Genomic DNA, 24,004 nt, shown 5'->3' on the forward strand with positions numbered 1-24,004 from the left:
GGAATTCCGACCTGCGCCTCTCAGCCGCGCGGGCGGATGATGACCTCGACCCGGCGGTTCTGCTGCCGGCCCTCGGGGGTGAGGTTCGACGCGACAGGCTCGCTCTCGCCACGGCCATAGCTGCGGACCCGTGCGGGCGCGACGCCTTCTTCGAGCAGGACGCCGGCCACCGCGCTGGCGCGCCGGGCCGAAAGGTCCTGGTTGTATTCGGCCGACCCGGTGTTGTCGGTATGGCCGACCACATCCACGGTCGTGTCGGGATATTGCTGCAGGTTGCGGGCCAGTGCGCGCAGATCGGCCTGAAGCCCGGCCCGGATCGCCGCCGAGTCGATGTCGAAGAGGATGCCCTCGGGCATCGTCACGATCAGTTCCTCGCCGGTATTCTCGATGGCGATGCGGTCATTGGCCATGGCCGCGCGCAGGTCGCGCGCCTGACGGTCGAGGGCCGCGCCGATGGCCCCGCCCGCCAGCGCACCGGCGGCGGCGCCGATGACGGCATTGCGGCCACGGTTGTCGTCATCGGCGGTCGCGCCGAAGAAGGCGCCCAGCATGCCGCCGATCACTGCCCCGTCGCGGGTGCGGTTGGCATTGGGGTCCTGCACGGTGTTGGAGACGCAGCCGGTCAGCACCAGCGTCGCGGCGGTGAAGACGGCAATCGGGGTCTTGGACAGAAGGGTCATGCGAAAATCCTGCTCTGGCACGTTATTTTGGGGCCGCAGCGGTGTCGCGCGGCCGGATTGGCTTCAGATATAACATCGCTCGGGCGGCTGCGCAGGGGGAAAAACGTGTTTGGCGAAAACCCGCGCAAGCGGTCCGGGCGCGGGATCAGTCCGGTGCACTGCCCGCTTCCGCGCTCGCCGTCTCCCACGCCAGCATGGCGCGTTTGACCGGCAGGCCCCAGTGATAGCCGCCCAAACCGCCTGATTTGCGCAGCGCGCGGTGGCAGGGGATCAGCCAGCTGATCGGGTTGCGCCCCACCGCCGTGCCCACGGCACGCACCGCCTTGGGCCGCCCGATGGCGCGGGCGATCTCGGAATAGGTGGTGACATGGCCCGAGGGAACCGACAGCAGCGCCTCCCACACCTTGATCTGGAAGGGCGCGCCGATCAGGGCCAGCTTCACGTCGCCCCCCGTGGCGCCGAAGGCGGCCTCGGCCCACGGCGCGAGGACGGCAGGGTCCTTGAGATAGGTCGCTTCGGGCCAGCGCGACATCAGGTCGGCCAGCGCGGCGGCCTCGCCCGTCTCGGCGGTGAAGCCGATGCCGCAGATCCCGCGCTCCGTGCCCATGACGATGGCCGGACCGAAGGGGCTGTCGAACAGGCCCCAACGGATCGTCAGGCCCGCGCCCCTGGCGGCATAGGTGCCGGGGCTCATCGCCTCCCATGTCAGGAACAGGTCATGCAGCCGCCCGCCGCCCGAAAGGCCCGTTTCCGCGACCGTATCCAGCACCGTGTGACGCTCGGCCAGCAGGCGCTTGGCATGGTCCAGCGTCAGGTATTGCTGGTAACGCTTGGGGCTGACCCCGGCAAAGCGCGAAAACACCCGCTGCAAATGCGCGGGGCTTAGGCCGATCTCTCGCGCCAACTCCTCCAGCGTCGGGCCGGGGGGCGGGGCGGCGTCGATGGCGTCCAGCGCACGGCGCACGATGTGGAAATGATAGGCCATCTCGGGGGCGTCGGGGGCAAGCTCGGTCATTGCGTCTCTCCTGTCTTGCCCCAATCTAGGCGCGGCCCGTCCCGCCCGCGACCCGCTTCTTGCGCCAAAGCGTCCCTTGTAGCTCGTCCCGGCAAGCGGCATTAGGGGGCATGGCCAAGCAACTGCCCTACCGCACGATGCACGAGATCTTCACCCGGTTCCACGCCGCCGAGCCGGAACCGAAGGGAGAGCTCAACCACGTCAACGCTTACACGCTGGTCGTGGCCGTGGCACTCAGCGCGCAGGCGACGGATGCGGGCGTGAACAAGGCCACCGAAAAGCTGTTCCAGATCGCCGACACACCGGAAAAGATGCTGGAATTGGGCGAAGAGGGGCTGATCGAGCATATCAAGACGATTGGCCTGTTCCGCAACAAGGCCAAGAACGTCATCAAGCTGAGCCGTATCCTCGTCGAGGATTACGGCGGCGAGGTGCCGTCGAGCCGCGCGGCGCTGCAATCGCTGCCGGGGGTGGGGCGCAAGACCGCCAACGTGGTGCTGAACATGTGGTGGCACTACCCCGCGCAGGCCGTCGATACGCATATCTTCCGCGTCGGCAACCGCACCGGGATCGCGCCGGGCAAGGACGTGGACGCCGTCGAGCGCGCCATCGAGGATAACGTCCCGGCCGAGTTCCAGCTTCACGCCCATCACTGGCTGATCCTGCACGGGCGCTACACCTGCGTCGCGCGCAAGCCGAAATGCCCCGCCTGCCTGATCCGCGACCTCTGCCCCTTCGAGGAGAAGACGGTCGAACCCGCCCCGAAACGCCCGCGTGCGAAAAAAGGACAAGACCTGACATGACCCAAGACTACGACCTCGTCGGCATCGGAAACGCCATTGTCGACGTGATTTCCCATGGCGATGACAGTTTCCTCGAGAACATGGGCATCCAGAAGGGGATCATGCAGCTGGTCGACCGCGAGCGGGCGGAACTGCTGTACGCGTCGATGAATGACCGGGTGCAGGCCCCGGGCGGGTCGGTGGCCAACACGGTCGCGGGCGCGGGTACGCTGGGGCTGAAGACTGCCTTTCTTGGCAAGGTCAAGGACGACGCGCTTGGCCGTTTCTACGCGACAGGGATGGAAGAGGGCGGCACCGCGTTCCCGAACCCGCCGGCCCCCGAGGCGGAGGCACCCACCTCGCGTTCGATGATTTTCGTGTCGCCCGATGGCGAGCGGTCGATGAACACCTATCTCGGCGCGGGCGCGGATTTCGACGAGGGGGACGTGGATGCAAGCGTGGCCGCGAATGCCCGCTGGCTGTTCCTGGAGGGGTATCTCTACGACAAGCCCGAGGGGAAAACCGCCTTCACCGCCGCCGCCGATCATTGCCGCAAGGGCGGGGGCAAGGTGGGCATCACGCTCAGCGATCCGTTCTGCGTCGACCGCCACCGCGCCGATTTCCTGCACCTGATCGAGGGGCAGATGGATTACGTGATCGGCAATCACCAGGAATGGCTGGCGCTCTATGAAACCGACGATCTGGACGCCGCGCTGGCGCAGGCCGCCACGATCTGTGACATCGTCGTCTGCACCCATTCCGGCGAGCCGGTGAAGATCCTGCGCGGGGCGGCCCGCGTCGAGATCCCGGTCGAGACGATCACCCCGGTCGACGCGACCGGCGCGGGCGACCAGTTCGCCGCCGGGTTCCTCTACGGCATGGCCACGGGGCAGGAGATCGAGATGGCGGGCCGCATGGGCGTCGCTGCCGCCTCCGAGGTGATCCGCCATGTCGGCCCACGCCCCAAGCGCCCGCTGAGCGAGGTCTTCGCGGCGCAAGGTCTGATCTGACGTAGCGCCGCGCTGCGGTCCGGTTTCCGCAAGGATCCGCCCCGGATTGCTGGGGAGATCCGGCCTCGGTCCGGGGCCGGTTGCCGGATCTGTCACGAAAGGTTCACGGGCCTCGGTCAAACGGGGGCGCACAATCCAACCCTTTCCGGACGGGGCGCGCTTCGCTAACAAGGTGCAGGCGGTCGCAGGACCGCCACCCCGTTTTGCATTTTTTCGAGCGCCTTTCACCATTTCATGACCGATCCCTTTTACCTGACGGCTATCCTTGGCTGTGGCCTCATGCTCAAGATCGCGGGTTTCGCGGTGCGCGACGAGCTGGTGCTGCGTATCCTTGTCGCGACGGGGATCTGCTGCGATGTCCTGTTCTACGCGCTGCGACCCGAGCCGATCCTGCAATCGGTGCTGGCCAACCTGTCGCTTGTCACCGTCAACGTGATCCTGATCCTGCTGATCCTGATCGAGCGCACGACTTGGCGCATGAGCGCCGAAGACCGGGCGCTGTTGCGGCATTTCCCGACGCTGACACCGGGGCAGTTCCGCCGCATCGCCAGGATCATGGAGCGCGAGACCGTGGGGCGTGACACGCCGCTGGCGCTGGAGGGCAAGCCGGTCGAGAACCTGATGCTGGTCTTCTCCGACCGGATCGAGATCTCCAAACAGGGCCGGAGCTTTCCCATCGGCGGCCCGGCCTTCGTGGGCGAGATCGCGTTCCTGACCGGTAACCCGTCCTCGGCCGATGTGCGTTTGCCCGAGGGCGGAACCGTCATTCGCCTGCCGATCGAGCCACTGAAGGCGATGATGGCCCGCAAACCCGCGCTGAACAACGCGATGGTGGCGCTGTTCGGGCAGGAATTGGCGCGCAAGGTCGCCGACAGCGTGCCTATGGATCGCGCGTCACAGACCCGCTCGGTGGTCGGACAGGGCCCCACGCATGACACCATTCCGGCGATCGATCCCGAAAGCCAAGCCGGCACGAGTTGATCAGCGCAAGCCTGTGGGGCGCGCAGCAATTGCGCGCGTTCCGAAAATCGACGACGATCCAGACCAGTACAGGTAGTCGAGAGGGCCCGCGCGTGCCGCGATCCGAGGAATGTCTTGCCACGGGCGCGTCCCCGCCATGAGGCGCGCGACCCTTCTTCTCGGGCTTGGCCTGACGGCGTTGATGCTGCTTCTGGCCGCCGTGTCGCCCCTGATCCTCGACCGCGCGCGCGACGCGGTGTTCGACGGCTACCAGCGTGCCAGCCCGCGCGCCTATGATCCGCAGGCCCCGGTTCATATCGTGGATATCGACGAGGCCGCCCTCGACCTCTACGGACAATGGCCCTGGCCGCGCAGCTACATGGCCGCGCTGACCGACCGGCTGTTCGAGCATGGCGCGGCGGCGGTCGGGTTCGACGTGCTGTTCCCCGAACCGGACCGCACCTCGCCCGAGCGGATCGCCGAAAGCTGGGGCCGGTTTGCCGAGGGTATTCCGCCGATCCTGCCAGACCTCGGTCTTGCGCCGCATGACGACCGCTTTGCCGCGGCCATCGCGGGGCGTCCGGTGGTCCTCTCCATCGCGGGCGCGGTGGACGGGGGGCTGCCTGCCGCCAAGGCCGGGGTCGCCGTGACGGGCGAGGTGCCGCCGGGGCTGGCCAGCTATCCGGCGGCGGTCGAGAACCTGCCCGCGCTGACCGAGGCCGCGACCGGGCTCGGCATGGTCAGCCTTGGGCGCAACGAGGACGGGATCACCCGCAGCGTGCCGATGGTCACGCGGGTGGGCGAGGCGCTCATCCCCTCGCTTTCGGCGGAACTCCTGCGGGTCGCGCAAGGCGCGGGCGGTCATATCCTGCGTACGACCGAGGCTTCGGGCGAGGTGTCGGGCGGCACGGTGGCCGCGACCGAGATGCGGACCGGGGCCTTGATCTACCCGGTCGAGGCCGATGGCCGGTTCCGCATCCATTTCGCCGGGCGTCAGGCCGAACGCGTGACCCCCGCCGCCGAGCTGTTGGAGGCGGAGGGGCTGGACCCGGATTTGCAGGCGCGGCTGGCGGGGCGGATCGTGCTGGTCGGCTCCTCGGCGCAGGGGTTGTTCGACATCCGCACCACGCCGCTGGACGGGCAGATTGCCGGGGTGACCCTTCATGCCGAGATCATCGAACAGATCGTGTCGGGCCGGTTCCTGACGCGGCCCGACTGGATGTTCGGCCTTGAGATCGTGGTGATCGTGCTGATCGGCGCGGCGCTGACGCTGCTGCAATTGCGCGAACACCCGGTGGCGGGGCTGTTCGCGGCGATGGGGCTGGCGGCGGCGGCGATCCTTGGAGGGCTTTGGGCGTTTTCGGCGGGCTACCTGTTCAACCCGGTCTTGCCGGTCCTGACGGCGGCGGCTGTCTACGTGCCGGGCACGACCCTGGGCTTCATGGCGAAGGAGCGGGCGCGGCGCACGATCCGCAGCCGCTTTGCCTATTTCCTGCCGCCCGAACTGATCGGCCGGATCGAGGCCAACCCCGAGGCGGCCCTGACCCCGGAAGGCGCCGAGCGCGACCTGTCGGTGATGTTCGTGGACATGCGCGGCTTCTCGACCGTGACCGAGGGCATGGACCCCGCCCGCGTCGTGACGCTGGTCAACACCTACCTGTCAGCCGTCGCCGAGGCGCTGGTCGATCGCGGCGCGACCATCGACAAGTTCATGGGCGACGCGGTCATGGCCTTCTGGAACGCCCCCATCGCGCGCGAGGATCACGCCGAGGCGGCGCTTGGCGCGATCTTCGCCGTGGAGGAGGCCGCTGCCGAGGCGAACGCGGTGTTGCACGCCGAGGGGTTGCCGCCCGTGTCGGTGGGGATCGGGGTGAATACCGGCCCCGCCTCGGTCGGGCTGATGGGTTCGCGCGACCGGCTTTCCTATACCTGCATCGGGGACAGCGTGACGTTGGCCGCGCGGCTGGAGGGGTTGACCCGGCAATACGGGGTGGCCGCTTGCGTCGGGCCGGATACGGCGGCGGCGGCAAGGCAGGGGGCGGCCGCGGGGCTGGTGGCCATCCCGCTCGACCTGATCGCGGTCAAGGGGTTCGCCAATGCGGTCGAGGTCTCGACCATCCTGCCGGCCGGGTCGGCGGAGGTGGAGGCCTTTGCCCGCACGCTGCAGGAGGCGCGCGGCGATTACCTGGCGCGCAACTGGGCGCGGGCCGAGGAAAGCTTTGCCGCGCTGGCCGAAATGCAGGTCGCGTTCTGCGACACGACCCTGCTGGCGCGGCTCTACCTCGACCGGATCGAGGGGTTCTACCGCGCGCCGCCGCCAGCCGATTGGGCGGGCGAGGCGGTGGCCACGGCGAAACGCTGAAACGACGAACGCCCGCCGGATGGCGGGCGTTGCTTTCCTTGGGTCGGGTCCGGCGATCAGCCTTCGAGGAAGTAGCCGCCGCCTTCGAAGAATTCCATGATCACGTCGATGTCGAAATCATCGTCGAAGATCTCGAGGTCGAACTCCTCGCCCCCCGTGGAAACGGGGCCACGGTCGGACGGGTTGGGATCGTTCACGCCGCTTCCCAGTGGCGACCCGCTGCCACCACGCGGCGCGCCGTCGATCAGTTGCAGGAGGAAGGCCAGGAACTCGGGCGCGACCTCGCCAAGATATCCTTCGGTCCCGAGAACGCCGCCTTGACGGCTGGTGCAACTCGTCCCGCCCGAGGCGGTGGCAAGGCACAGGCGCTCGCCGGCGATGAACACGGCATAGGTTGTCCCCCCCGATGCGAAGACGAGAACCGACGATCCGCGCACGCCGATGGTGGCCGACGGCGTGACGATGGTGGCGGGCTCCTCGCGGCTGAGCGCGCCGCCGATGAAACGCAGCGCGCCTTCGGTCAGTTGCAGCCCCATCTCGCCCGCGCCCTGGATGGGGTCGAACACGAACCGGTCCAGCACGATGGTCGTATTGGGTGCCAGCGACAGGGTGGATTGATCCGCGAACAGAAGCTGGCCACGCCCGGTGGCGGAACTCTGGACCGTCTCGTCGGCGACAAGGCCGCTGCCGAGCGCCAGGGTGCGGGTCGCGGCGCCCGGCGGCGTGCCGCGCAGCGTCGGTTCGGAGGAGGCAACCGTGCCGATCTGTTGCGCCACTGCGGGAAGCGCCAGCGAAGCGGCGAAAGCTGCGGTCAGGGCGGGGCGGGTGAGGCGTGTGAAGATGCTCATCTCAGAACTCCCACCCGACCATCATCGAGACGACGGTTTCTTCGGCATCGTCGAGGAACGGTGTGTCAAAGACCGTGATCCCGTGCGTGGCGCTGGTTTCAAGGTAGAGCGCATCGGTGAAGAATGTGCGCACCATCAGACCCGTCATGATTCGGGTGGAATCGTTAAAGCTGAACTCGGAGTCGATCCAGTCGACGTCCAGGAAACTTCCGACCACCCAGCGTCTGGAAAGATCGAATGGCGCGTCGAACTCGTGCTGCGCTTCCAGCCGGGCGCCGGTGGTCGAAATATCGACGAAATCCCAGTCCTCGCCACCGGCTGACAGTGTCATGCGAAGTCGCGTGTCGCGAGACGGGCGGTAGACGACGCCGAATTCGAGGTCGTGGAATGTGTATTCGCCGCCGCTCTCGATCAGTTCCGCTTCGCCATAGGACAGGTCTGCAAAGGTGGTCCATACCTCGTTGTGCGGGTTCTGGTACGCGACACCGACGATGAAGCGGTCTTCATCCTGGAACGATGCGTCCGGGAAACGGATCGCGCCAAGCTCGAAATAGGGTTGCAGGCGCGGGCCGTAGGTGTCGCCGGTCAGGCGGAACTCGGGGCCGGTGCGGATGCGCAACTCCTGGCGTGACAGGGCGGAGAAGAAGAAATCGTCGGCTTCGGGCTCGTAGGTCGCCAACTCGGCCTCGGTCACCCATTGCGCCACGAAGGGACCGCCGAGGTCCAGCCGCCAATCGAGGCTGGCGGTGCCGAAGAACCCTTCGTTCTCGCCGAAATCCTGGTCGTTCCACGCATAGCCAAGCGCGACATGGCCCGACCATGTGCTTGGCTCATCCCGGGCGGCGCTTTCCGCGCGGTAGCGCGCGACCTGCGCGCTTTGCGCGGGCGTCAGCGCCCCGCCAGCCTGCGCTGCGGCAAGGTGATATTCGGCGAGGTCGTAATTTCCGAGCGAGAAATACGCGATGCCCAGTTCCATGCGCGCCGCGGAGTTGGTCGGTTCGAGATCGACCAAGCGCTCCAGCGTGGCGACCGCGGCCTCGAACTCGCGCATCTCGACGGAAAGGCGCGCATAGTCCCGCATCAGGTCGCGGTTCGCCGGATCGGCCAGCATTCGTGCGAAGACAGCGTCGCGTTGGGCGGCGAGGCTGGTGGTCTGGGCCGTGGCCGGCGCAGACGTCAGCGCGACGGCAGCGGCGCAGGCCAGTGCGGCGACGGTTCCCCTGAGCGCGGCGGCCTTGGTGGGATTGGACATTCCGAGCCCCTTGCCAATAACGAGAAGAAATCAATTCCGACAAGCTAGGCCCGCGCCGCTGCGCATTGCAACGCCGGGCTGGTCCGCCGGGGCAGCTTGGCGCGGCAATGCGGCATTGACGCAACGGTAGAGGGGCAGCGCGGGCGCGCGGCTCAATCGCCGAGCTTGGCGTGCACCTCGTCGAGGTCGATCTCTCCCACGGGCATCTTGTTCGCGGGATTCTCGAAGTCGTATTTGAAAAGCTCGAAATCGCGTTTGTAGATCTCGTAGACGAGGTGCATCGACAGATCGTCGAAATACTCCTCGACCGGGTGGGCGCGTTTCGGCCCGTGGCCTTCGCTTTCGTTGAAGCGCGGCACGTCCTTGAGGTCGACCGGATACGCCATCTCGATATTGTCGAGCACGGTCTGCATGCCGTCGTTGAACTTCTCCGTCCAGAAGATGTGGTCGTACCTGCCGCCATTGGCCACGAAGGTGCCGACATGCCCCGACATGGCCGACCAGTGGATGTCCGGGTCCATCGGCTTGCGCCAGCGGATCGTATCGCGGGCGAACAGAAGGAAGCGGCGGAAGCTTGCGATCTGGTCGAACTCGCCCTTACCGTCGTCGCCGCCCACCTCGATCCCGTATTTCTGGATCAGGAGCGGCACGAGGTTGCCACGGTAGCGGCGGCCATTGCGCTGGATACCGCAGATCTTGTCGAAAAAGGACGACAGGATGCGCGTGTAGGGATTGCGCACGCAGGTGAAGGCAAAGGAGTCATGCGCCTTCACGTTCCGTGTGATGATCGGCTGGCTGTCGTCGAAGGCCCATTTGTGCATCCCCTCGGTGGCATCGTGGATGTCCCCGTCGAAGAATGCGCCGTTGTCCGTGAAATACATGATTTGCCCGATGGTCGAGCAGGCGCATTTGGGAACGACGCGATAGACGACGCTCTCGCTCGTTGTCATCCAGGTGCCCGGAAAACCCATTCTGTGTGCCTCGTATCTTGTCGCTTTTGGGCGGGGTCGTTATCCCGCCAAGGATGCGTGCCCGAAAAAAGCAAAGAAGTCGTGTTTTATCAATCTTCGTCGGCTAGTAATGGCACAACAATAAGGAAAGTTTGAGGCTAACCGTTTCCGAAATGGCAAAAATCGCCTTCATTTTGCTTTGCCACAAGGACGCCCCGTCGATCATTCGTCAGGCCGAGCGGCTGACGGCCACGGGGGATTTCGTGTCGATCCACTTCGACGCACGCGCCAAGGCCGAGGCGTTTGCGCAGATCACCGCGGCGCTGTCGGACAACAAGAACGTCACCTTCGCCAAGCGCATCAAGTGCGGCTGGGGGGAGTGGAGCCTTGTGCAGGCCACGCTGAACGCGGTCGAGGCGGCGGTCGAGGCCTTTCCCCGCGCCAGCCATTTCTACATGCTGTCGGGCGATTGCGGGTCGGTGAAATCGGCGGCCTATGCCCATCGCTTTCTCGACGCGGCCGACCGCGACTATATCGAAAGCTTCGATTTCTTCAATTCGGACTGGATCAAGACGGGGTTCAAGCGCGAACGGCTCGTCTATCGGCACTGGTTCAACGAGCGCAGGCAGAAATGGCGCTTCTACACCATGTTCGAGATCCAGAAGCGACTGGGCCTCGAACGGCGCATCCCGCGCGACATCCAGGTGATGATCGGCAGCCAGTGGTGGTGCCTGCGCCGGCGCACGATCGAGGCGGTTCTGGAATTCTGCAAGGCCCGGCGCGACGTGGTGCGGTTCTTCCGCACGACCTGGATTCCGGACGAGACCTTTTTCCAGACCCTGGTGCGCCACCTCGTGCCCGAGCGCGAGATCGAAAGCCGCACGCTGACCTTCAAGATGTTCTCGGATTACGGCATGCCGGTCTCGTTCTACAACGACCAGTATGACCTGCTGGTCAGCCAGAATTACCTGTTTGCCCGCAAGATCAGCCCCGAGGCGACGCATCTGAAAGAGCGTCTCGGGATGTTGTGGGAATCGGGCCGCACGGATTTCGCGGTCAGCGACGAGGGGCCGAGGCTGCATGCCTTCCTGACCGGGCGCGGGCGGATCGGCCGTCGCTTTGGCACGCGGTTCTGGGAACGGGAAAGCACGCTCGGGCCGGACCGCGAGCTGGTGATGATCGTGTGCAAGAAATGGCACGTGGCCAAGCGCATGCTGCATGCCGCCGAGGACCGTGTGGGGATCTCGGGGGTGGAGTACCTGTTCGACGAGGCCTCCTGCCCGGTGCCGCATCTGGGCGGAATCGAACGCACGTTGGAAAAGCGCAACCGCCACCGCCGCGCCCTGATGCGCATGCTTTTCGACTATTACGAGACGGACCGGCTGATGATCTGCCTCGACCCGGCGAATATCGACCTGATGCGCGATTTCATGACCGACCGGGCCTCGACACGCTTGCTGGAGCTGCAATGCACCTTCGATGACCAGTACCTCGTGGGCCATGCGCGCCGCGTCGGGCTGGCCACCGACGATACGCCCTCGGACGTGATCCAGCGCATGCTGCCGACGCTGCGCCACGAGTTCCAATACGAATCCATCCGCATCCGCGAGGCCGAGTTCAGCGACCACTGGCGCGTGCGCGAGGACCGCGATGCCAAGGCGAATGCCGCCGTGTTGTCGGATGTGTTCAACATAGATGCCGAGACCGGCCTTGCGCTGGCCGAAACCCCTTATCTCTTTGCCGACTGAAGGAGGCGCCCCGATGGCCTATGCCTATGACGATCAGAACATCTTTGCGAAAATCCTGCGTGGCGAGATCCCGAATGACACGGTGATGGAGACCGAGCACACGCTGGCCTTCAACGACATCGCCCCGCAGGCGCCGGTGCATGTGTTGGTGATCCCGAAAGGGGCCTATGTCACCTTCGATCATTTCTGCGCCGAAGCCTCGGAGGCGGAGATCGTGGATTTCCACCGCACCGTGGCGCGCATCTGCGCCGAGAAGGGGATCTGCCCGGGCGCGGGCGGCGACGGGTTCCGGGTGATCTCGAACGCGGGCGTCGACGGTGTGCAGGAGGTGCCGCATTACCACCTGCATATCCTGGCCGGTCGCCCGCTGGGACGGATGCTGGCCCGCGCAAGCTGAGGCCGCGCGCCCGTCAGGGAAAAGGAGCGGCTGACGCCGCGTTGTCCTTGCCTCGCCGTCCCTGGTCGGGACGGCTCAGGTTCCGGGGCGCTGCCCCGGACCCCGGAGTTTTTCAGCCAAGATGAAGGGGCGGTCGGGTCTGTTTTCAGGCCGCGCGGTTGGAGGTCAGGGCCACGAAGACATCTTCGAGGTCAGGATCCTCGGTGCGGATGTCGCGGATCGAGGCGCCGGTGGCGCGCAGCGCGTCGAGAATGGCGCCCGGTTTGGTGTCGGTCGTGCGGTAGGAGAAGGCGAGCGCGCCGTCGCGGCGGCGCTCCAGCGTGACGCCCCCGGGCAGGGCGATCTCGCCCGGATCGCCCTCGGGCCAGATCAGCAGCGTCTTGCGGTCCATCCGGGCCAGCAGGTCTTCGGTTCGGTCGCGCGCGATCACTTCGCCGTGGTTGATGATGGCGATCTCGTCGCACATCTCCTCGGCTTCTTCCAGGTAATGGGTCGTCAGGATGATGGTCATGCCCGTCTCGTTGAGGCGGCGGACATTCTGCCAGAGCATCTGGCGCAGCTCGATATCGACGCCGGCGGTGGGTTCGTCGAGGACGAGGATCTGCGGCGCATGGACCAGCGCCTTGCCGAGGAGGAGCCGGCGGCGCATGCCGCCCGAGAGCGTGCGGGCATAGGCCTCGGCCTTGTCCTCGAGGCCGACGAGTTCCAGAATTTCGTCCGAGCGGCGCTCGGATTTCGGCACGCCGTAGAGGCCTGCCTGCACTTCGAGCGCGGCGCGCGGGGTGAAGAACGGGTCGAGGTTCAACTCCTGCGGCATGACCCCGATGGCGGCGCGCGACTGGCGTGGGTTCACGTCCTGGTCGAAGCCCCAGATCTTCACCGTGCCCGAGGATTTCAGAACCAGACCCGCCATGATGTTGATCAGCGTCGATTTTCCCGCCCCGTTCGGCCCCAGCAGGCCGAAGATGGACCCCGCTGGCACGTCGAGGTCGACGCCCTTGAGCGCGTCCTTCGCAGGCGCGCGGCCCGAGGCGGCGTAGGTCTTTTTCAGGCCGCGGATCTCGATGGCGTTCCGGGTTGGCGTGTCGGTCATGCGGTTGGTCCTTTCCGGGCCTTGTCGGGCCGCGTGCAAGCTGCGATACCGAGTGGCGACTTAAGGCGCGGTCCCGCGTGGGACAAGCAGGAGGACGACCGAGCATGACCCCCAAAGCCCCCGAAACCGAGATCGTGAACGCCTGGCGCGTATCCTGCGACGGCGGCGAAGGCGCGCTGGGACACCCGCGTGTCTGGCTGTCGCTGGATCGCGACGAGGGCTTTGTCGAGTGCGGCTATTGCGACAAGCTGTTCGTCCATGCCGATTTTGCCGACAAGGTGCTGGGCGAGGACGGGCAAAAGGCCTGACACCTTCCGGGGCGCTGGTCCTTCCCGGTTGCGGGGCGCGCCCTGACGTTTGGACACCGGGGCAAGAGGCGCGCGCGGAGGGATCATGGCATTTGGCAAGGGACATCACCTGCACCTGGTGGACGGGTCGGCCTTTATCTTTCGGGCCTATCACGCGCTGCCGCCGCTGACGCGGAAATCCGACGGGCTGCCCATCGGGGCGGTCTCGGGCTTTTGCAACATGATCCACAAGATGATCGAGGCCAATACCGGCCCCGATGCGCCGACCCATGCCGCTGTGATCTTCGACAAGGGCAGTCATACGTTTCGCAATGACCTCTATGATCAATACAAGGCCAATCGCGACGCCATGCCCGAGGATCTGCGTCCGCAGATCCCGCTGACGCGCGAGGCGACGCGGGCCTTCAACCTCGCCTGTATCGAGTTGGAGGGGTTCGAGGCCGATGACATCATCGCCACGCTGGCCCGCCAGGCGCGCGAGGCGGGCGGACGCGTGACCATCATCTCGTCGGACAAGGACCTGATGCAGCTGGTGGGCGGCGGGGTCGAGATGTTCGACGCGATGAAGAACACCCGCATCGATGCCGAGGGGGTCGAGGCCAAGTTCGGCGTGGGCCCCGACCGTGTGATCGACGTGCAGGCCTTGGCCGGTGACAGCGTGGACAACATCCCCGGCGCGCCGGGGATCGGGATCAAGACCGCCGCGCTTTTGATCAATGAATACGGCGATCTGGAAACGCTGCTCGACAGCGCCGAGCAGATCAAGCAGCCCAAGCGCCGCCAGACCCTGATCGAGAAGCGCGACCAGATCGAGCTGTCCAAGAAGCTGGTTACGCTGGATGACCAGGTGCCGCTGGACGAGACCCTCGATGATCTGGAGGTGCGCGAACCCGAGGCGGACAAGCTGTTGGAGTTCCTGTCGCAGATGGAGTTCCGCACGCTGACCCGCCGCATCGCCGAGGAGATGGGCGTCGAGCCGCCGACCATCCCCGACACCGATCCCGGCGGGGCGGCCTCGGGCGAAGAGGCCGAGCGCGCGCCGGAGTTCCCGCCGATCAAGCCCGAGGGCTACGAGATCGTCCGCGACGCCGAGGCGTTGCAGAAATGGATCGACGCCGCCCATGCGCGCGGCACGGTGGCGTTCGACACGGAAACCACGTCGCTCAACGAGATGCGGGCGGAGCTGGTGGGTGTCTCGCTGGCCGTGGAGCCGGGGAAGGCCTGCTACATCCCCTTGCAGCATCGCGGCGGCGGGGCGGGCGGGGACCTTTTCTCGGACGACGCGCTGGCCGAGGGGCAGATGGACCTCGACCAGGCGCTGGAGATGCTCAAGCCGCTGTTGGAGAACGACGCGGTGGTGAAACTGGCGCAGAACGCCAAGTATGACGTCAAGGTGCTGGCGCGCTACGGCATCGACGTCGCGCCCATCGACGACACGATGCTGATGTCCTACGCGATGAACGCAGGGCTGCATGGGCACGGGATGGACACGCTGGCCGAGCGCTACCTGTCGCATCATTGCATCCCGATCAAGGACCTGATCGGCTCGGGCAAGTCGGCCATCACCTTTGACCGCGTCGAGATCGACAAGGCCGCGCCCTATGCCGCCGAGGATGCGGACGTGACGCTGCGCCTTGGCCTGCTGTTCAAGCCGCAACTGCACCGCACGCACGTGACGACCGTGTACGAGACGCTGGAACGTCCGCTTGTGCCGGTTCTGGCGCGGATGGAACGGTCTGGCATCAAGGTGGACCGCGACACGCTGTCGCGCATGTCCAACGCCTTCTCGCAGAAGATGGCCGCGCTGGAGGACGAGATCCACGAGCTAGCGGGCGAACGGTTCAACGTCGGCTCGCCCGCGCAACTGGGCGAGATCCTGTTCGAGAAGATGGGCCTCGAGGGTGGCAAGAAGGGCAAGACCGGCAAGTATTCCACCCCGGCCGATGTGCTGGAGGACCTGGCGACCGAGCATGACCTGCCCGCGCGGGTGCTGGACTGGCGGCAGCTGTCCAAGCTGAAATCGACCTATACCGACGCGTTGCAGGACCACATCAACCCCGAGACGGGGCGGGTGCATACCTCCTACTCGATCGCTGGGGCGAATACGGGGCGGCTGGCCTCGACCGATCCGAACCTGCAGAATATTCCCGTGCGCTCCGAGGAAGGGCGCCGCATCCGCGAGGCCTTTGTCGCCGAGCCGGGCAAGGTGCTGGTCTCGCTCGACTATTCGCAGATCGAGCTGCGGATTCTCGCCCATATCGCCGGGATCGACGCGCTGAAACAGGCCTTCCGCGAGGGGCAGGACATTCACGCCGCGACCGCGTCCGAGATGTTCGGCGTGCCGCTGGACGAGATGACGCCGGACGTGCGGCGGCAGGCCAAGGCGATCAATTTCGGCGTGATCTACGGGATCTCGGGCTTCGGCCTTGCGCGCAACCTGCGCATCCCGCGGGCCGAGGCGCAGGGCTTCATCGACCGGTATTTCGAACGCTTCCCCGGCATCAAGGATTACATGGACGCGACCAAGAGCTTCGCGAAGGAGCACAAGTTCGTGCAGACGCTCTTTGGCCGGAAGATCAACACGCCCGAGATCGGGGCCAAGGGGCCGACCGCCGGTTTTGCCGCGCGGGCCGCGATCAACGCGCCGATCCAGGGGACGGCCGCCGACATCATCCGCCGCGCCATGATCCGGATGGACGACGCCATCGCGGATCTGCCCGCGACCATGCTGCTGCAGGTGCATGACGAACTGATCTTCGAGGTGGACGAGGGGGCCGTGGACACCCTGATCGACCGCGCCCGCGAGGTGATGGAGGGGGCGGCGCACCCGGCGGTCCATCTCGACGTGCCGCTGGTCGTCGATGCGGGGCAGGGGGCGAACTGGGCCGAGGCGCACTAGGCGCGGCCCATGTCACACCCTGTGCACAAGGCGTACACACCCCGTACATACGCGGGGTGCGGTTTGGTCGATGCGCCTCAGCCCTGCTGCGGGCTGGTCGTCAGCAGCGCCACGAGACGCCGCGCGATGGGGGCCACGATCAGGACGGCGGGAAAGGCGATGGCCCAGGAGGTCAGCCAGGACCCGAACCAGATCGATGGGAAATCGGCCGGGAGGCCGACGGTGCGGAAGGTCGCGATGGCCGATACGATGGCCGACATCAGGCCGGACAGGATGAACGAGAACAGGATATGGGCATAGCGATGGGGGATCATGGGGGCTCCTTTGGTGTTCGGCTGCAAATGCGCGAACTGATTGGCGGCGTCAATCAGCAAGCCTGCACAGGGGCCTGTGCATGAGCCGCCCGCGTCCCCGTCCGCGCCGCCCGTCCGGGCCAACGCGTCTTGTCGCCTTCAACAAGCCGATGGACGTGCTGAGCCAGTTCACGGGCGATGGGCATTGGCCGGGCCTGTCGGCGCATCTGGATATGCCGGGGATGTACCCGGCGGGCCGGCTTGATCGTGACAGCGAGGGGCTGCTGCTGCTGACCAATGACGGCAAGTTGCAGGCGCGGATCACCTCGCCCAGATCCCGCACGCCCAAGACCTATTTCGCGATGGTCGAGGGCGTGCCGGACGACGCGGCGCTGGAGGCCCTGCGCGCGGGGGTCGAGTTGAAGGACGGGTTGACCCGCCCCGCGTTGGTCGAGCAGGTGGTCGAGCCCGCATGGCTCTGGCCGCGCGACCCGCCGGTGCGGTTCCGCAAATCCGTGCCCGATGCGTGGCTGCGCCTGACCATCACCGAGGGAAAGAATCGGCAAGTGCGGCGTATGTGTGCGCATGTCGGCCTGCCGGTGCTGCGCCTGGTCCGCTGGTCGGTGGGCGACATCACGCTGGAGGGGCTGGCCCCCGGCGCATGGCGCGACGTGACGCCGGACAAGATCATGTAGAAGAATTGAAGAAGGGGCAGGCCTGGTGCGGCTCTGCCCCTTCCGGTCGCGTCCCTGTCTCCTCCGGCAGGGCCGCGTATACCGTTGTATCCGAGACGATATATGGCCCCGGATCGGCCCTTACTGTCAACCCACGCGTGTGCAAATCAGCCCTGCATTTTGAACAATCTGGCACGGCGGGGCGGGGGCCTTATACGCCGTCCATCTGGTCGTAGGCTTCCAGCGCCTTGGTGCCGTACATCAGCGACGGTCCGCCGCCCATCATGACGCAGACCGAAACGGTTTCCTCGATCTCGGCCCGGCTGGCCCCGGCCTCTTTCGCGGCCTTGGTGTGAAAGCCGATGCAATCGACACATTGCTTGGCGATCCCGATGGCCAGCGCCATCAGTTCCTTGTGCTTGGTGTCGAGCGCGCCGGGTTTCAGCGTCGCCTCGTGCAACGCGAAAAACCCGTTCGCGGCCTCTTCCTGCTTGCCGCAGTAATCCTCGATGTGAACCTGGCCCTCGGCCACGACATCGTTCCAGTTCATGGGTCTGCACCCCCTCATGGTTCCGGGTTGGTCAGGAGGGGGCCAGCATGACCCCGCCCTCAGGCCAACATGACCATGGGGTTCTCGAGGTTGTCCACGATTTGTTGCAAAAGTTCCGCCCCGAGCGCGCCGTCGATGACCCGGTGATCGACCGAGAGGGTCACGGACATGACGGTGGCCACGGCCAGTTCGCCATCCGCGCCCACGACGGGTTTCTTCACGCCCGCGCCGACGGCGAGGATCGCGCCATGCGGCGGGTTGATGACCGCGTCGAAATTGTCGACGCCGAACATGCCGAGGTTCGAGATCGCGAAGGAGCCGCCGACATATTCATGGGGCGCCAGCTTGCGGTCGCGGGCACGGGTGGCGAGATCCTTCATCTCGGCCGAAAGCGCCGAGAGCGATTTCATCTCGGCATCTTTCAGGACCGGGGTGAAGAGGCCGCCATCGACCGCCACGGCCACGGCGACATCCGAGGGCTTGAGCTTCAGCATCCGGTCACCGGCCCAGACGGCATTGGCCGCCGGAACGGCTTGCAGGGCCAGGGCACAGGCCTTGATGATGAAGTCGTTGACCGACAGCTTCACGCCGCGCGCTTCCAGCTGCTTGTTGAGCTGGCTGCGGAACTTGAGCAGCGCGTCGAGCTTGATGTCGCGGCGCAGGTAAAAATGCGGGATGGTCTGCTTGGCTTCGGTCAGGCGCGAGGCGACCGTGCGGCGCATCCCGTCGAGCTTGACCTCTTCGTAGTCGCGGCCCTCGTACATCTTGATGACCTGCGCGGCATCGGGGCCGGTGGGCATCGCCGCAGCGGCGGGTTTCGATGCGGCAGCAGCCGGGGCCTCGGACGCGGCGGCTTGTGCCGGGGCGGGGGCGGCGCCGGCTTGGGCGTTCTCGACATCGGCCTTGACGATGCGGCCGCGCGGGCCGGAGCCCTTGATCTGGGCGAGGTCGAGCCCCTTGTCGGCGGCGATGCGGCGCGCCAGCGGCGAAGCGAAGATGCGGGTCCCGTCGCCGCCCGTGGACGCGGCGGGCGCCGGGGTGGCGGCGGCTGCGGCAGGAGCGGGGGCGGCGGGCGCGTCGGAGCCGCCGGTGGCGGCCGCCTTCTTGCCCGCGTCAGACGCCTGCGGCGCTGACGGCGCGGCGGCATCGGCATCGCCAATGTCGTCGGCGCTTTCACCTTCTTCCAGAAGAACGGCGATGGGGCTGTTGACCTTCACCCCTTCGCTGCCTTCGGCGACAAGGATCTTGCCAATGGTGCCTTCGTCCACGGCCTCGAATTCCATCGTGGCCTTGTCGGTTTCGATCTCGGCCAGGATATCGCCGGCGGACACGGTGTCCCCCTCTTTCACCAGCCATTTGGCAAGCGTGCCTTCCTCCATCGTGGGGGAGAGGGCGGGCATCAGGATCTCTGTGGGCATGTCCGGCTCTCCTCAGCGATAGGTCACGGCGCGCACGGCCTCGATCACCTCGGGAACCGAGGTCAGGGCGTGCTTTTCGAGGTTCGCGGCATAGGGCATGGGCACGTCCTTGCCCGTGCAGTTCAGAACCGGCGCATCGAGGTAGTCGAAGGCATTCTGCATCACGTAGGCCGCGATGTGGTTGCCGATGGAGCAGACCGGGAAGCCCTCTTCGACGGTGACGCAGCGGTTGGTCTTCATCACCGAGGCGATGACCGTGTCATAGTCGATGGGGCGCAGGGTGCGCAGGTCGATCACCTCGGCCTCGATCCCGTCCTTGGCCAGTTGGTCGGCAGCTTCGAGCGCATAGGTCATGCCGATGCCGAAGCTGACGATGGTCACGTCGGACCCCTCGCGCCAGATGCGCGCCTTGCCGAAGGGGATGGTCAGGTCATCGACCTGCGGCACGTCGAAGGAGCGTCCGTAGAGGATCTCGTTTTCGAGGAAGATGACCGGGTTGGGGTCGCGGATCGCGGTTTTCAGCAGGCCCTTGGCGTCGGCGGCGGAATAGGGCTGCACCACCTTGAGGCCGGGGATGTGGGAATACCACGCGGCGTAATCCTGGCTGTGCTGGGCGCCGACGCGCGCGGCGGCGCCGTTGGGGCCGCGGAACACCATGGGCGCGCCCATCTGGCCGCCGGACATGTAGAGCGTTTTGGCCGCCGAGTTGATGATCTGGTCGATCGCCTGCATGGCGAAGTTGAAGGTCATGAACTCGACGATGGGACGCAGGCCGCCAAAGGCCGCGCCGACGCCGAGACCGGCGAAGCCGTGCTCGGTGATCGGCGTGTCGATGACGCGCTTCGATCCGAACTCGTCCAGCAGGCCCTGGGTCACCTTGTAGGCGCCCTGGTACTCGGCCACTTCCTCGCCCATGACGAAGACGGTGTCGTCGCGACGCATCTCTTCGGCCATGGCATCGCGCAGCGCCTCGCGCACGGTCTGCTTTTTCATCTCGGCATCTGCCGGCCAATCGGGGCTGGTGTCGGCCATGGGCGCGGCAGCCTGCGCCGGGGTCGCGGGCGACGAGGCGGCCAGCTTGCCTTCCTCGCCTTCCAGCGCGGTGGGCACGGCGGTGCTCTGGGCCGGGGCGGCAGAGGCGTCGCTTATGTCCTCACCCTCTTCGCCGATGATGGCGATGGCGGTGTTGACCTTCACGCCTTCGGTCCCCTCTGGGACGAGGATCTTGCCGATCACGCCCTCGTCCACGGCCTCGAATTCCATCGTGGCCTTGTCGGTTTCGATTTCCGCAAGAATGTCACCGGCGGAAACGGTATCGCCCTCTTTCACCAGCCATTTGGCGAGCGTGCCTTCCTCCATGGTCGGCGACAGCGCGGGCATCAGGATTTCGGTTGCCATCTTTTTGTTCTCCCCCGCTCAGGCGTTCTGCGGCGCCGCGTCGGCGTAGATGTCGGTCCAAAGCTCCTCGAGCGCGGGCTCGGGGCTTTCTTTCGAGAATTCGGCGGATTCGTTGACGATCTCCTTGATCTCTTTGTCGATCGCCTTGAGGTCGTCTTCGGTCGCGTGATCGCCCTGCAAGAGAAGCTGGCGCACATGTTCGATGGCGTCGCGCTTCTCGCGCATTTCCTGCACCTCCTCGCGGGTCCGGTACTTGGCCGGGTCCGACATGGAGTGGCCGCGGTAGCGGTAGGTCTTCACTTCGAGGATGTAGGGGCCCTTGCCTGCGCGGCAGTGGGCGACGGCCTTTTCGCCGGCGGCCTTCACGGCCAGCACGTCCATGCCATCGACTTCCTCGCCCTGGATACCGTAGGCCTCGCCCCGCTTCCAGAGGTTGGGGGATTTCGAGGCGCGGGCGGTCGAGGTGCCCATGGCGTACTGGTTGTTCTCGATCACGAAGATGACCGGCAGGTCCCAAAGCTCGGCCATGTTGTAGGTCTCGGCCACCTGGCCCTGGTTGGCCGCGCCGTCGCCGAAATAGGCGAAGGTCACGCGGTCATTGCCCTTGTACATGTCCGAGAAGGCGAGGCCGGCGCCGATCGGCACCTGTGCGCCGACGATGCCATGGCCGCCGTAGAAATGCTTCTCTTTCGAGAACATGTGCATCGAGCCGCCCTTGCCCTTGGAATAGCCGCCCTCGCGGCCTGTCAACTCGGCCATGACGCCCTTGGGGTCCATGCCGCAGGCCAGCATGTGCCCGTGGTCGCGATAGGAGGTGACGCGCTTGTCGCCGTCCTCTGCCGCGGCTTCGAGCCCGACCACGACGGCCTCCTGCCCGATATAGAGGTGGCAGAAGCCCCCGATCAGGCCCATGCCGTAAAGCTGGCCGGCCTTTTCCTCGAATCGCCGGATCAGCAGCATCTCGCGGTAATAGGTCTTGAGCTCATCGGCCGAGACATTGGGTTTTGACGTTGATTTTGCGGCTGTTTTCCGGGTCGCCATGGGCCTCGGCTCCTCCCTCTGGGCGGGAATAGTTTAACGTTGAACTATCCTTAGCAAAGGCCGCGCGCGATTGCACCCCCCATGGTGACGCAACGGCGCGAAAGCGACGCAGGGCCGCCATGCGCCAGACGAATGACGCAAGGTCAGGCGCGGGGCCGGACGGTCAGGGCAGGATCAGCTCGTCAGGCCTAGCGTAGCCCAGAACGGCGCGCACGCGCTCGTCCAGCAGGTCGAGATCGAGGTAATCGTCCGACAGCCGCCGGGTCAGGATTTCCATCCGCTCGGTCTCGGCCTCCAGCCGGGCAAGCTCCAGCGACAGGCGGTCCACCTCGGCTTCGATCTGGATACGGCGAAACAGCCCGTGGTTCCCCTGCACCGCGGTGAAGGTGAAATACGCCCCCACGATCAGAAGCACGGGCAGGATCAGCCCTGTGGGTGAGATGGAACGCAGCATCGGTTTCTTTCTGCCTCGGATGGCCGCCTCTGTCGGGTGGCTCGGGACAGAGAATCGCACATTCCGAATCAAATGGGAATCCCCCCTGACGCGGCCGTGACCGCGCGGCGATCCTGAGGCGACAAGGGGGGGGACGCGCATGGACGCGAGGACCGACCTGACCGGACATGGCGTGACGAACCAGCCGCCCGCGCGGGGCGACGTCGGCCCTGTCGCGGGCAGCCGGCCGGGGATCGACCCGGCGCCCCTGATTTCCCGGCTGGGAGACGGTGACTGAGCGGGCAATTCGCCCCCTTGCAGCCTGTCAGCCAATCCTTACGTCTGAGGCAGACGACAGGCGCGACTTCGCAAAAGGAGATTTCTCATGCCCCGCAACCAATCCAGCATAGCCTCCCTGCAACAGGCGCTTTCGATGGAACTGACCGCGTCGCAGCAATACCTGCTGCATGCGCATGTGCTCGAGGATTGGGGCCTCGACAAGCTGGCCGCGAAGATGCGCGAAGAGATGCAGGAAGAGCTGGGCCATGCCGGCAAGTTCATCGAGCGGATCATCTATCTCGGCGGGACGCCGCGTGTCGTGCCCGCGGCCGAGCCGGTGAAGGCCAACAGCCTGAAAGAGATGTTCGAGGCCGACCGCAAGGACGAGGAAGAGGCGATCGAGTTCTACTCGAAATCCGCGAAGGAGGCGTTCGAGGCGAACGATATCGGCAGCCGGATGCTGTTCGAGTCCATCGTCATGGACGAGGAAGGGCATTGGGGCTGGCTGGACCAGCAACTCGACCTGCTGGAGCGGATGGGCGAGCCGACCTTCATCCAGACCTATTTCTCGGGCGATGCCGAGGGCTGACACGCCGTGACCGAGTGCAGAAAGGCCGGGGCATGCCCCGGCCTTTTTCGTTGCGCGCAGGCGTCGCCTCAGGTGATCGAGGCGGCGTGGATCGCGTCGATGGCGTCGGACAGGGTGGCGTTGAACTTCTCGTCGGACTGTTGCGCGGAAAGGCCTTCGGTCAGGGCGCGGCTGAAGCTGGCGATCATGCCGGTGTTCTCGGCCAGTTTCGCGTTCGCCTCGTCGCGGGCATAGCCGCCCGACAGCGCCACGACACGCAGCACCTTGGGATGTGCGATCAGCGGGGCGTAGAGGTTGGCCCGGGTCGGCAGGGTCAGCTTCAGCATCACCTGCTGGCCGTCCGGCACGCTGTCGAGGTTCTTCTGGATCTCGGCCAGCAGGATCTCCTCGGCGGCCTCCTTGTCGGGGATCGAGATCGTCACCTCGGGTTCGATGATCGGCACCAGGCCCTTGGCCAGCACCTCGGCGCCCAGCTTGAACTGCTGCGCCACCACGTCGGCGATGCCCTTGGCGTTGGCCGCATCGATGACCGAGCGTTCCTTGGTGCCGAAGATGCCGGCGGCGACGGCGCGGTCGAGCAGCGCGTCAAGGCCGGGGATCGGCTTCATCCGGCGCACGCCATCGGCCTCGTCCTCCAGCCCCTTGTCGATCTTGAGGAAGGGGACGACGCCGCGCTCTTTCCACAGATAGGTGGCCGAGGGCATGCCGCCGATCTCGCGATCCATCGTCATCTCGAACAGGATCGCGCCGATGACCTTCTCGCCGTTGAAGGCGGGGGCCGTTGCGATCCGCGCGCGCATCTCGTGGATCAGGTCGAACATCTCGTCTTCCGAGGAATAGGCGTCTTCCTCGATGCCATAGAGCCGCAGCGCCTTGGGGGTGGAGCCGCCCGACTGGTCAAGCGCGGCGATGAAGCCCTGACCGGTTTTCATCTGTTCTTTCATCGCGTCGCTGGCCATCTGTCATGCACTCCTTGGTCGTTGATAAGGGATCGCCCCCGGGTCTAAGCCGGGGCCGATGGCCTG

24 protein-coding genes are annotated in these 24,004 nt (G+C 66.1%); 11 read left to right on the forward strand and 13 right to left on the reverse strand.

What is annotated here, in order from left to right:
• Nucleotides 1-20: 20 nt before the first annotated feature.
• A complete protein-coding gene (locus KUV65_RS00725) occupies nucleotides 21-680 on the reverse strand; it encodes an OmpA family protein (RefSeq protein ID WP_222186947.1) in 660 nt (219 codons plus the stop codon).
• Between the two features lie 145 nt (nucleotides 681-825).
• A complete protein-coding gene (locus tag KUV65_RS00730) occupies nucleotides 826-1,695 on the reverse strand; it encodes a methylated-DNA--[protein]-cysteine S-methyltransferase (RefSeq protein ID WP_222186949.1) in 870 nt (289 codons plus the stop codon).
• Nucleotides 1,696-1,805: 110 nt separating this feature from the next.
• Here KUV65_RS00730 and nth point away from each other — a divergent pair, with 110 nt between their 5' ends.
• The 4 genes from nth to KUV65_RS00750 all read left to right on the forward strand — a co-directional run bounded on the left by nth (nucleotide 1,806) and on the right by KUV65_RS00750 (nucleotide 6,809).
• On the forward strand, nucleotides 1,806-2,498 hold the full coding sequence (gene nth / locus KUV65_RS00735) for an endonuclease III (RefSeq protein ID WP_222186950.1): 693 nt from the start codon (nucleotides 1,806-1,808) through the stop codon (nucleotides 2,496-2,498).
• Nucleotides 2,495-3,487, forward strand: a complete 993-nt coding sequence (locus tag KUV65_RS00740) for an adenosine kinase (RefSeq protein WP_222186951.1) — start codon at nucleotides 2,495-2,497, stop codon at nucleotides 3,485-3,487. Before nth ends, KUV65_RS00740 begins: the two co-directional genes overlap by 4 nt.
• Before the next feature lie 234 nt (nucleotides 3,488-3,721).
• The gene (locus tag KUV65_RS00745; protein ID WP_222186953.1) at nucleotides 3,722-4,468 is read left to right on the forward strand and encodes a Crp/Fnr family transcriptional regulator; all 747 of its coding nucleotides are present in this window, start codon (nucleotides 3,722-3,724) and stop codon (nucleotides 4,466-4,468) included.
• Nucleotides 4,469-4,604: 136 nt separating this feature from the next.
• Nucleotides 4,605-6,809: a CHASE2 domain-containing protein gene (locus KUV65_RS00750; protein ID WP_222186954.1), complete on the forward strand. Its 2,205-nt coding sequence runs from the start codon at nucleotides 4,605-4,607 to the stop codon at nucleotides 6,807-6,809.
• A 56-nt stretch (nucleotides 6,810-6,865) separates the two neighbouring features.
• On the opposite strand, the gene KUV65_RS00755 is transcribed toward KUV65_RS00750, so the two are convergent.
• The 3 genes from KUV65_RS00755 to KUV65_RS00765 form a co-directional block, all read right to left on the reverse strand.
• The gene (locus KUV65_RS00755; protein ID WP_222186955.1) at nucleotides 6,866-7,657 is read right to left on the reverse strand and encodes a FecR family protein; all 792 of its coding nucleotides are present in this window, start codon (nucleotides 7,655-7,657) and stop codon (nucleotides 6,866-6,868) included.
• 1 nt (nucleotide 7,658) lies between these two features.
• Nucleotides 7,659-8,909, reverse strand: coding sequence for a tetratricopeptide repeat protein (locus KUV65_RS00760; RefSeq protein WP_222186956.1), 1,251 nt, complete (start codon nucleotides 8,907-8,909; stop codon nucleotides 7,659-7,661).
• 152 nt (nucleotides 8,910-9,061) lie between these two features.
• Nucleotides 9,062-9,859 (reverse strand): sulfotransferase family protein, encoded by a 798-nt coding sequence (locus KUV65_RS00765; RefSeq protein ID WP_222186958.1) that lies wholly within the window; start codon nucleotides 9,857-9,859, stop codon nucleotides 9,062-9,064.
• Nucleotides 9,860-10,032: 173 nt separating this feature from the next.
• Between KUV65_RS00765 and KUV65_RS00770 the strand changes: the two genes are divergently transcribed.
• A complete protein-coding gene (locus KUV65_RS00770; protein WP_222186959.1) occupies nucleotides 10,033-11,607 on the forward strand; it encodes a DUF5928 domain-containing protein in 1,575 nt (524 codons plus the stop codon).
• A 13-nt stretch (nucleotides 11,608-11,620) separates the two neighbouring features.
• Nucleotides 11,621-12,004, forward strand: a complete 384-nt coding sequence (locus tag KUV65_RS00775; protein WP_222186961.1) for a histidine triad nucleotide-binding protein — start codon at nucleotides 11,621-11,623, stop codon at nucleotides 12,002-12,004.
• A gap of 145 nt (nucleotides 12,005-12,149) precedes the next feature.
• Here the strand turns inward: KUV65_RS00775 and KUV65_RS00780 are convergent, their stop codons facing one another.
• Entirely contained in the window at nucleotides 12,150-13,097 is a 948-nt protein-coding gene (locus tag KUV65_RS00780) for an ABC transporter ATP-binding protein (RefSeq protein ID WP_222186962.1), read from the reverse strand.
• Nucleotides 13,098-13,201: 104 nt separating this feature from the next.
• Between KUV65_RS00780 and KUV65_RS00785 the strand changes: the two genes are divergently transcribed.
• Together KUV65_RS00785 and polA are read left to right on the forward strand one after the other, a co-directional pair.
• The gene (locus KUV65_RS00785; RefSeq protein WP_222186964.1) at nucleotides 13,202-13,405 is read left to right on the forward strand and encodes a zinc-finger domain-containing protein; all 204 of its coding nucleotides are present in this window, start codon (nucleotides 13,202-13,204) and stop codon (nucleotides 13,403-13,405) included.
• Between the two features lie 85 nt (nucleotides 13,406-13,490).
• Nucleotides 13,491-16,304 carry a DNA polymerase I gene (gene polA / locus KUV65_RS00790; RefSeq protein WP_222186965.1) on the forward strand — a complete coding sequence of 938 codons (2,814 nt, stop codon included), beginning with the start codon at nucleotides 13,491-13,493 and terminating at the stop codon, nucleotides 16,302-16,304.
• A 77-nt stretch (nucleotides 16,305-16,381) separates the two neighbouring features.
• On the opposite strand, the gene KUV65_RS00795 is transcribed toward polA, so the two are convergent.
• Nucleotides 16,382-16,618, reverse strand: coding sequence for a DUF2798 domain-containing protein (locus tag KUV65_RS00795; protein ID WP_222186966.1), 237 nt, complete (start codon nucleotides 16,616-16,618; stop codon nucleotides 16,382-16,384).
• 80 nt (nucleotides 16,619-16,698) lie between these two features.
• Between KUV65_RS00795 and KUV65_RS00800 the strand changes: the two genes are divergently transcribed.
• Entirely contained in the window at nucleotides 16,699-17,292 is a 594-nt protein-coding gene (locus tag KUV65_RS00800) for a pseudouridine synthase (RefSeq protein WP_222186967.1), read from the forward strand.
• Between the two features lie 190 nt (nucleotides 17,293-17,482).
• On the opposite strand, the gene KUV65_RS00805 is transcribed toward KUV65_RS00800, so the two are convergent.
• The 5 genes from KUV65_RS00805 to KUV65_RS00825 all read right to left on the reverse strand — a co-directional run bounded on the left by KUV65_RS00805 (nucleotide 17,483) and on the right by KUV65_RS00825 (nucleotide 22,132).
• Nucleotides 17,483-17,821, reverse strand: coding sequence for a carboxymuconolactone decarboxylase family protein (locus tag KUV65_RS00805; protein ID WP_222186968.1), 339 nt, complete (start codon nucleotides 17,819-17,821; stop codon nucleotides 17,483-17,485).
• Nucleotides 17,822-17,880: 59 nt separating this feature from the next.
• Nucleotides 17,881-19,239: a pyruvate dehydrogenase complex dihydrolipoamide acetyltransferase gene (locus KUV65_RS00810; RefSeq protein ID WP_222186969.1), complete on the reverse strand. Its 1,359-nt coding sequence runs from the start codon at nucleotides 19,237-19,239 to the stop codon at nucleotides 17,881-17,883.
• A gap of 12 nt (nucleotides 19,240-19,251) precedes the next feature.
• Nucleotides 19,252-20,637 carry a pyruvate dehydrogenase complex E1 component subunit beta gene (locus KUV65_RS00815; RefSeq protein ID WP_222186970.1) on the reverse strand — a complete coding sequence of 462 codons (1,386 nt, stop codon included), beginning with the start codon at nucleotides 20,635-20,637 and terminating at the stop codon, nucleotides 19,252-19,254.
• Nucleotides 20,638-20,655: 18 nt separating this feature from the next.
• Entirely contained in the window at nucleotides 20,656-21,678 is a 1,023-nt protein-coding gene (gene pdhA, locus KUV65_RS00820; protein ID WP_222186971.1) for a pyruvate dehydrogenase (acetyl-transferring) E1 component subunit alpha, read from the reverse strand.
• A 163-nt stretch (nucleotides 21,679-21,841) separates the two neighbouring features.
• Complete coding sequence (locus KUV65_RS00825; RefSeq protein ID WP_222186972.1) at nucleotides 21,842-22,132, reverse strand: FtsB family cell division protein; 291 nt, start codon at nucleotides 22,130-22,132, stop codon at nucleotides 21,842-21,844.
• Nucleotides 22,133-22,271: 139 nt separating this feature from the next.
• Here KUV65_RS00825 and KUV65_RS00830 point away from each other — a divergent pair, with 139 nt between their 5' ends.
• Together KUV65_RS00830 and KUV65_RS00835 are read left to right on the forward strand one after the other, a co-directional pair.
• Complete coding sequence (locus KUV65_RS00830; protein WP_222186973.1) at nucleotides 22,272-22,409, forward strand: hypothetical protein; 138 nt, start codon at nucleotides 22,272-22,274, stop codon at nucleotides 22,407-22,409.
• 87 nt (nucleotides 22,410-22,496) lie between these two features.
• Nucleotides 22,497-22,979, forward strand: a complete 483-nt coding sequence (locus KUV65_RS00835) for a bacterioferritin (protein WP_222186974.1) — start codon at nucleotides 22,497-22,499, stop codon at nucleotides 22,977-22,979.
• A gap of 68 nt (nucleotides 22,980-23,047) precedes the next feature.
• On the opposite strand, the gene KUV65_RS00840 is transcribed toward KUV65_RS00835, so the two are convergent.
• Complete coding sequence (locus tag KUV65_RS00840; protein ID WP_261331557.1) at nucleotides 23,048-23,938, reverse strand: fructose bisphosphate aldolase; 891 nt, start codon at nucleotides 23,936-23,938, stop codon at nucleotides 23,048-23,050.
• Nucleotides 23,939-24,004 lie beyond the last annotated feature (66 nt).

The sequence above is a fragment of the Maritalea mobilis genome, assembly GCF_019800885.1.
GTDB lineage: Bacteria > Pseudomonadota > Alphaproteobacteria > Rhodobacterales > Rhodobacteraceae > Roseibacterium > Roseibacterium beibuensis.

Excerpts from the sequence above, each read along its gene's own strand:
- KUV65_RS00725 (WP_222186947.1), bottom strand. The coding sequence starts at position 680 with ATGACCCTTCTGTCCAAGACCCCGATTGCCGTCTTCACCGCCGCGACG.
- KUV65_RS00730 (WP_222186949.1), bottom strand. The coding sequence starts at position 1,695 with ATGACCGAGCTTGCCCCCGACGCCCCCGAGATGGCCTATCATTTCCAC.
- nth (WP_222186950.1), top strand. The coding sequence starts at position 1,806 with ATGGCCAAGCAACTGCCCTACCGCACGATGCACGAGATCTTCACCCGG.
- KUV65_RS00740 (WP_222186951.1), top strand. The coding sequence starts at position 2,495 with ATGACCCAAGACTACGACCTCGTCGGCATCGGAAACGCCATTGTCGAC.
- KUV65_RS00745 (WP_222186953.1), top strand. The coding sequence starts at position 3,722 with ATGACCGATCCCTTTTACCTGACGGCTATCCTTGGCTGTGGCCTCATG.
- KUV65_RS00750 (WP_222186954.1), top strand. The coding sequence starts at position 4,605 with ATGAGGCGCGCGACCCTTCTTCTCGGGCTTGGCCTGACGGCGTTGATG.
- KUV65_RS00755 (WP_222186955.1), bottom strand. The coding sequence starts at position 7,657 with ATGAGCATCTTCACACGCCTCACCCGCCCCGCCCTGACCGCAGCTTTC.
- KUV65_RS00760 (WP_222186956.1), bottom strand. The coding sequence starts at position 8,909 with ATGTCCAATCCCACCAAGGCCGCCGCGCTCAGGGGAACCGTCGCCGCA.
- KUV65_RS00765 (WP_222186958.1), bottom strand. The coding sequence starts at position 9,859 with ATGACAACGAGCGAGAGCGTCGTCTATCGCGTCGTTCCCAAATGCGCC.
- KUV65_RS00770 (WP_222186959.1), top strand. The coding sequence starts at position 10,033 with ATGGCAAAAATCGCCTTCATTTTGCTTTGCCACAAGGACGCCCCGTCG.
- KUV65_RS00775 (WP_222186961.1), top strand. The coding sequence starts at position 11,621 with ATGGCCTATGCCTATGACGATCAGAACATCTTTGCGAAAATCCTGCGT.
- KUV65_RS00780 (WP_222186962.1), bottom strand. The coding sequence starts at position 13,097 with ATGACCGACACGCCAACCCGGAACGCCATCGAGATCCGCGGCCTGAAA.
- KUV65_RS00785 (WP_222186964.1), top strand. The coding sequence starts at position 13,202 with ATGACCCCCAAAGCCCCCGAAACCGAGATCGTGAACGCCTGGCGCGTA.
- polA (WP_222186965.1), top strand. The coding sequence starts at position 13,491 with ATGGCATTTGGCAAGGGACATCACCTGCACCTGGTGGACGGGTCGGCC.
- KUV65_RS00795 (WP_222186966.1), bottom strand. The coding sequence starts at position 16,618 with ATGATCCCCCATCGCTATGCCCATATCCTGTTCTCGTTCATCCTGTCC.
- KUV65_RS00800 (WP_222186967.1), top strand. The coding sequence starts at position 16,699 with ATGAGCCGCCCGCGTCCCCGTCCGCGCCGCCCGTCCGGGCCAACGCGT.
- KUV65_RS00805 (WP_222186968.1), bottom strand. The coding sequence starts at position 17,821 with ATGAACTGGAACGATGTCGTGGCCGAGGGCCAGGTTCACATCGAGGAT.
- KUV65_RS00810 (WP_222186969.1), bottom strand. The coding sequence starts at position 19,239 with ATGCCCACAGAGATCCTGATGCCCGCCCTCTCCCCCACGATGGAGGAA.
- KUV65_RS00815 (WP_222186970.1), bottom strand. The coding sequence starts at position 20,637 with ATGGCAACCGAAATCCTGATGCCCGCGCTGTCGCCGACCATGGAGGAA.
- pdhA (WP_222186971.1), bottom strand. The coding sequence starts at position 21,678 with ATGGCGACCCGGAAAACAGCCGCAAAATCAACGTCAAAACCCAATGTC.
- KUV65_RS00825 (WP_222186972.1), bottom strand. The coding sequence starts at position 22,132 with ATGCTGCGTTCCATCTCACCCACAGGGCTGATCCTGCCCGTGCTTCTG.
- KUV65_RS00830 (WP_222186973.1), top strand. The coding sequence starts at position 22,272 with ATGGACGCGAGGACCGACCTGACCGGACATGGCGTGACGAACCAGCCG.
- KUV65_RS00835 (WP_222186974.1), top strand. The coding sequence starts at position 22,497 with ATGCCCCGCAACCAATCCAGCATAGCCTCCCTGCAACAGGCGCTTTCG.
- KUV65_RS00840 (WP_261331557.1), bottom strand. The coding sequence starts at position 23,938 with ATGGCCAGCGACGCGATGAAAGAACAGATGAAAACCGGTCAGGGCTTC.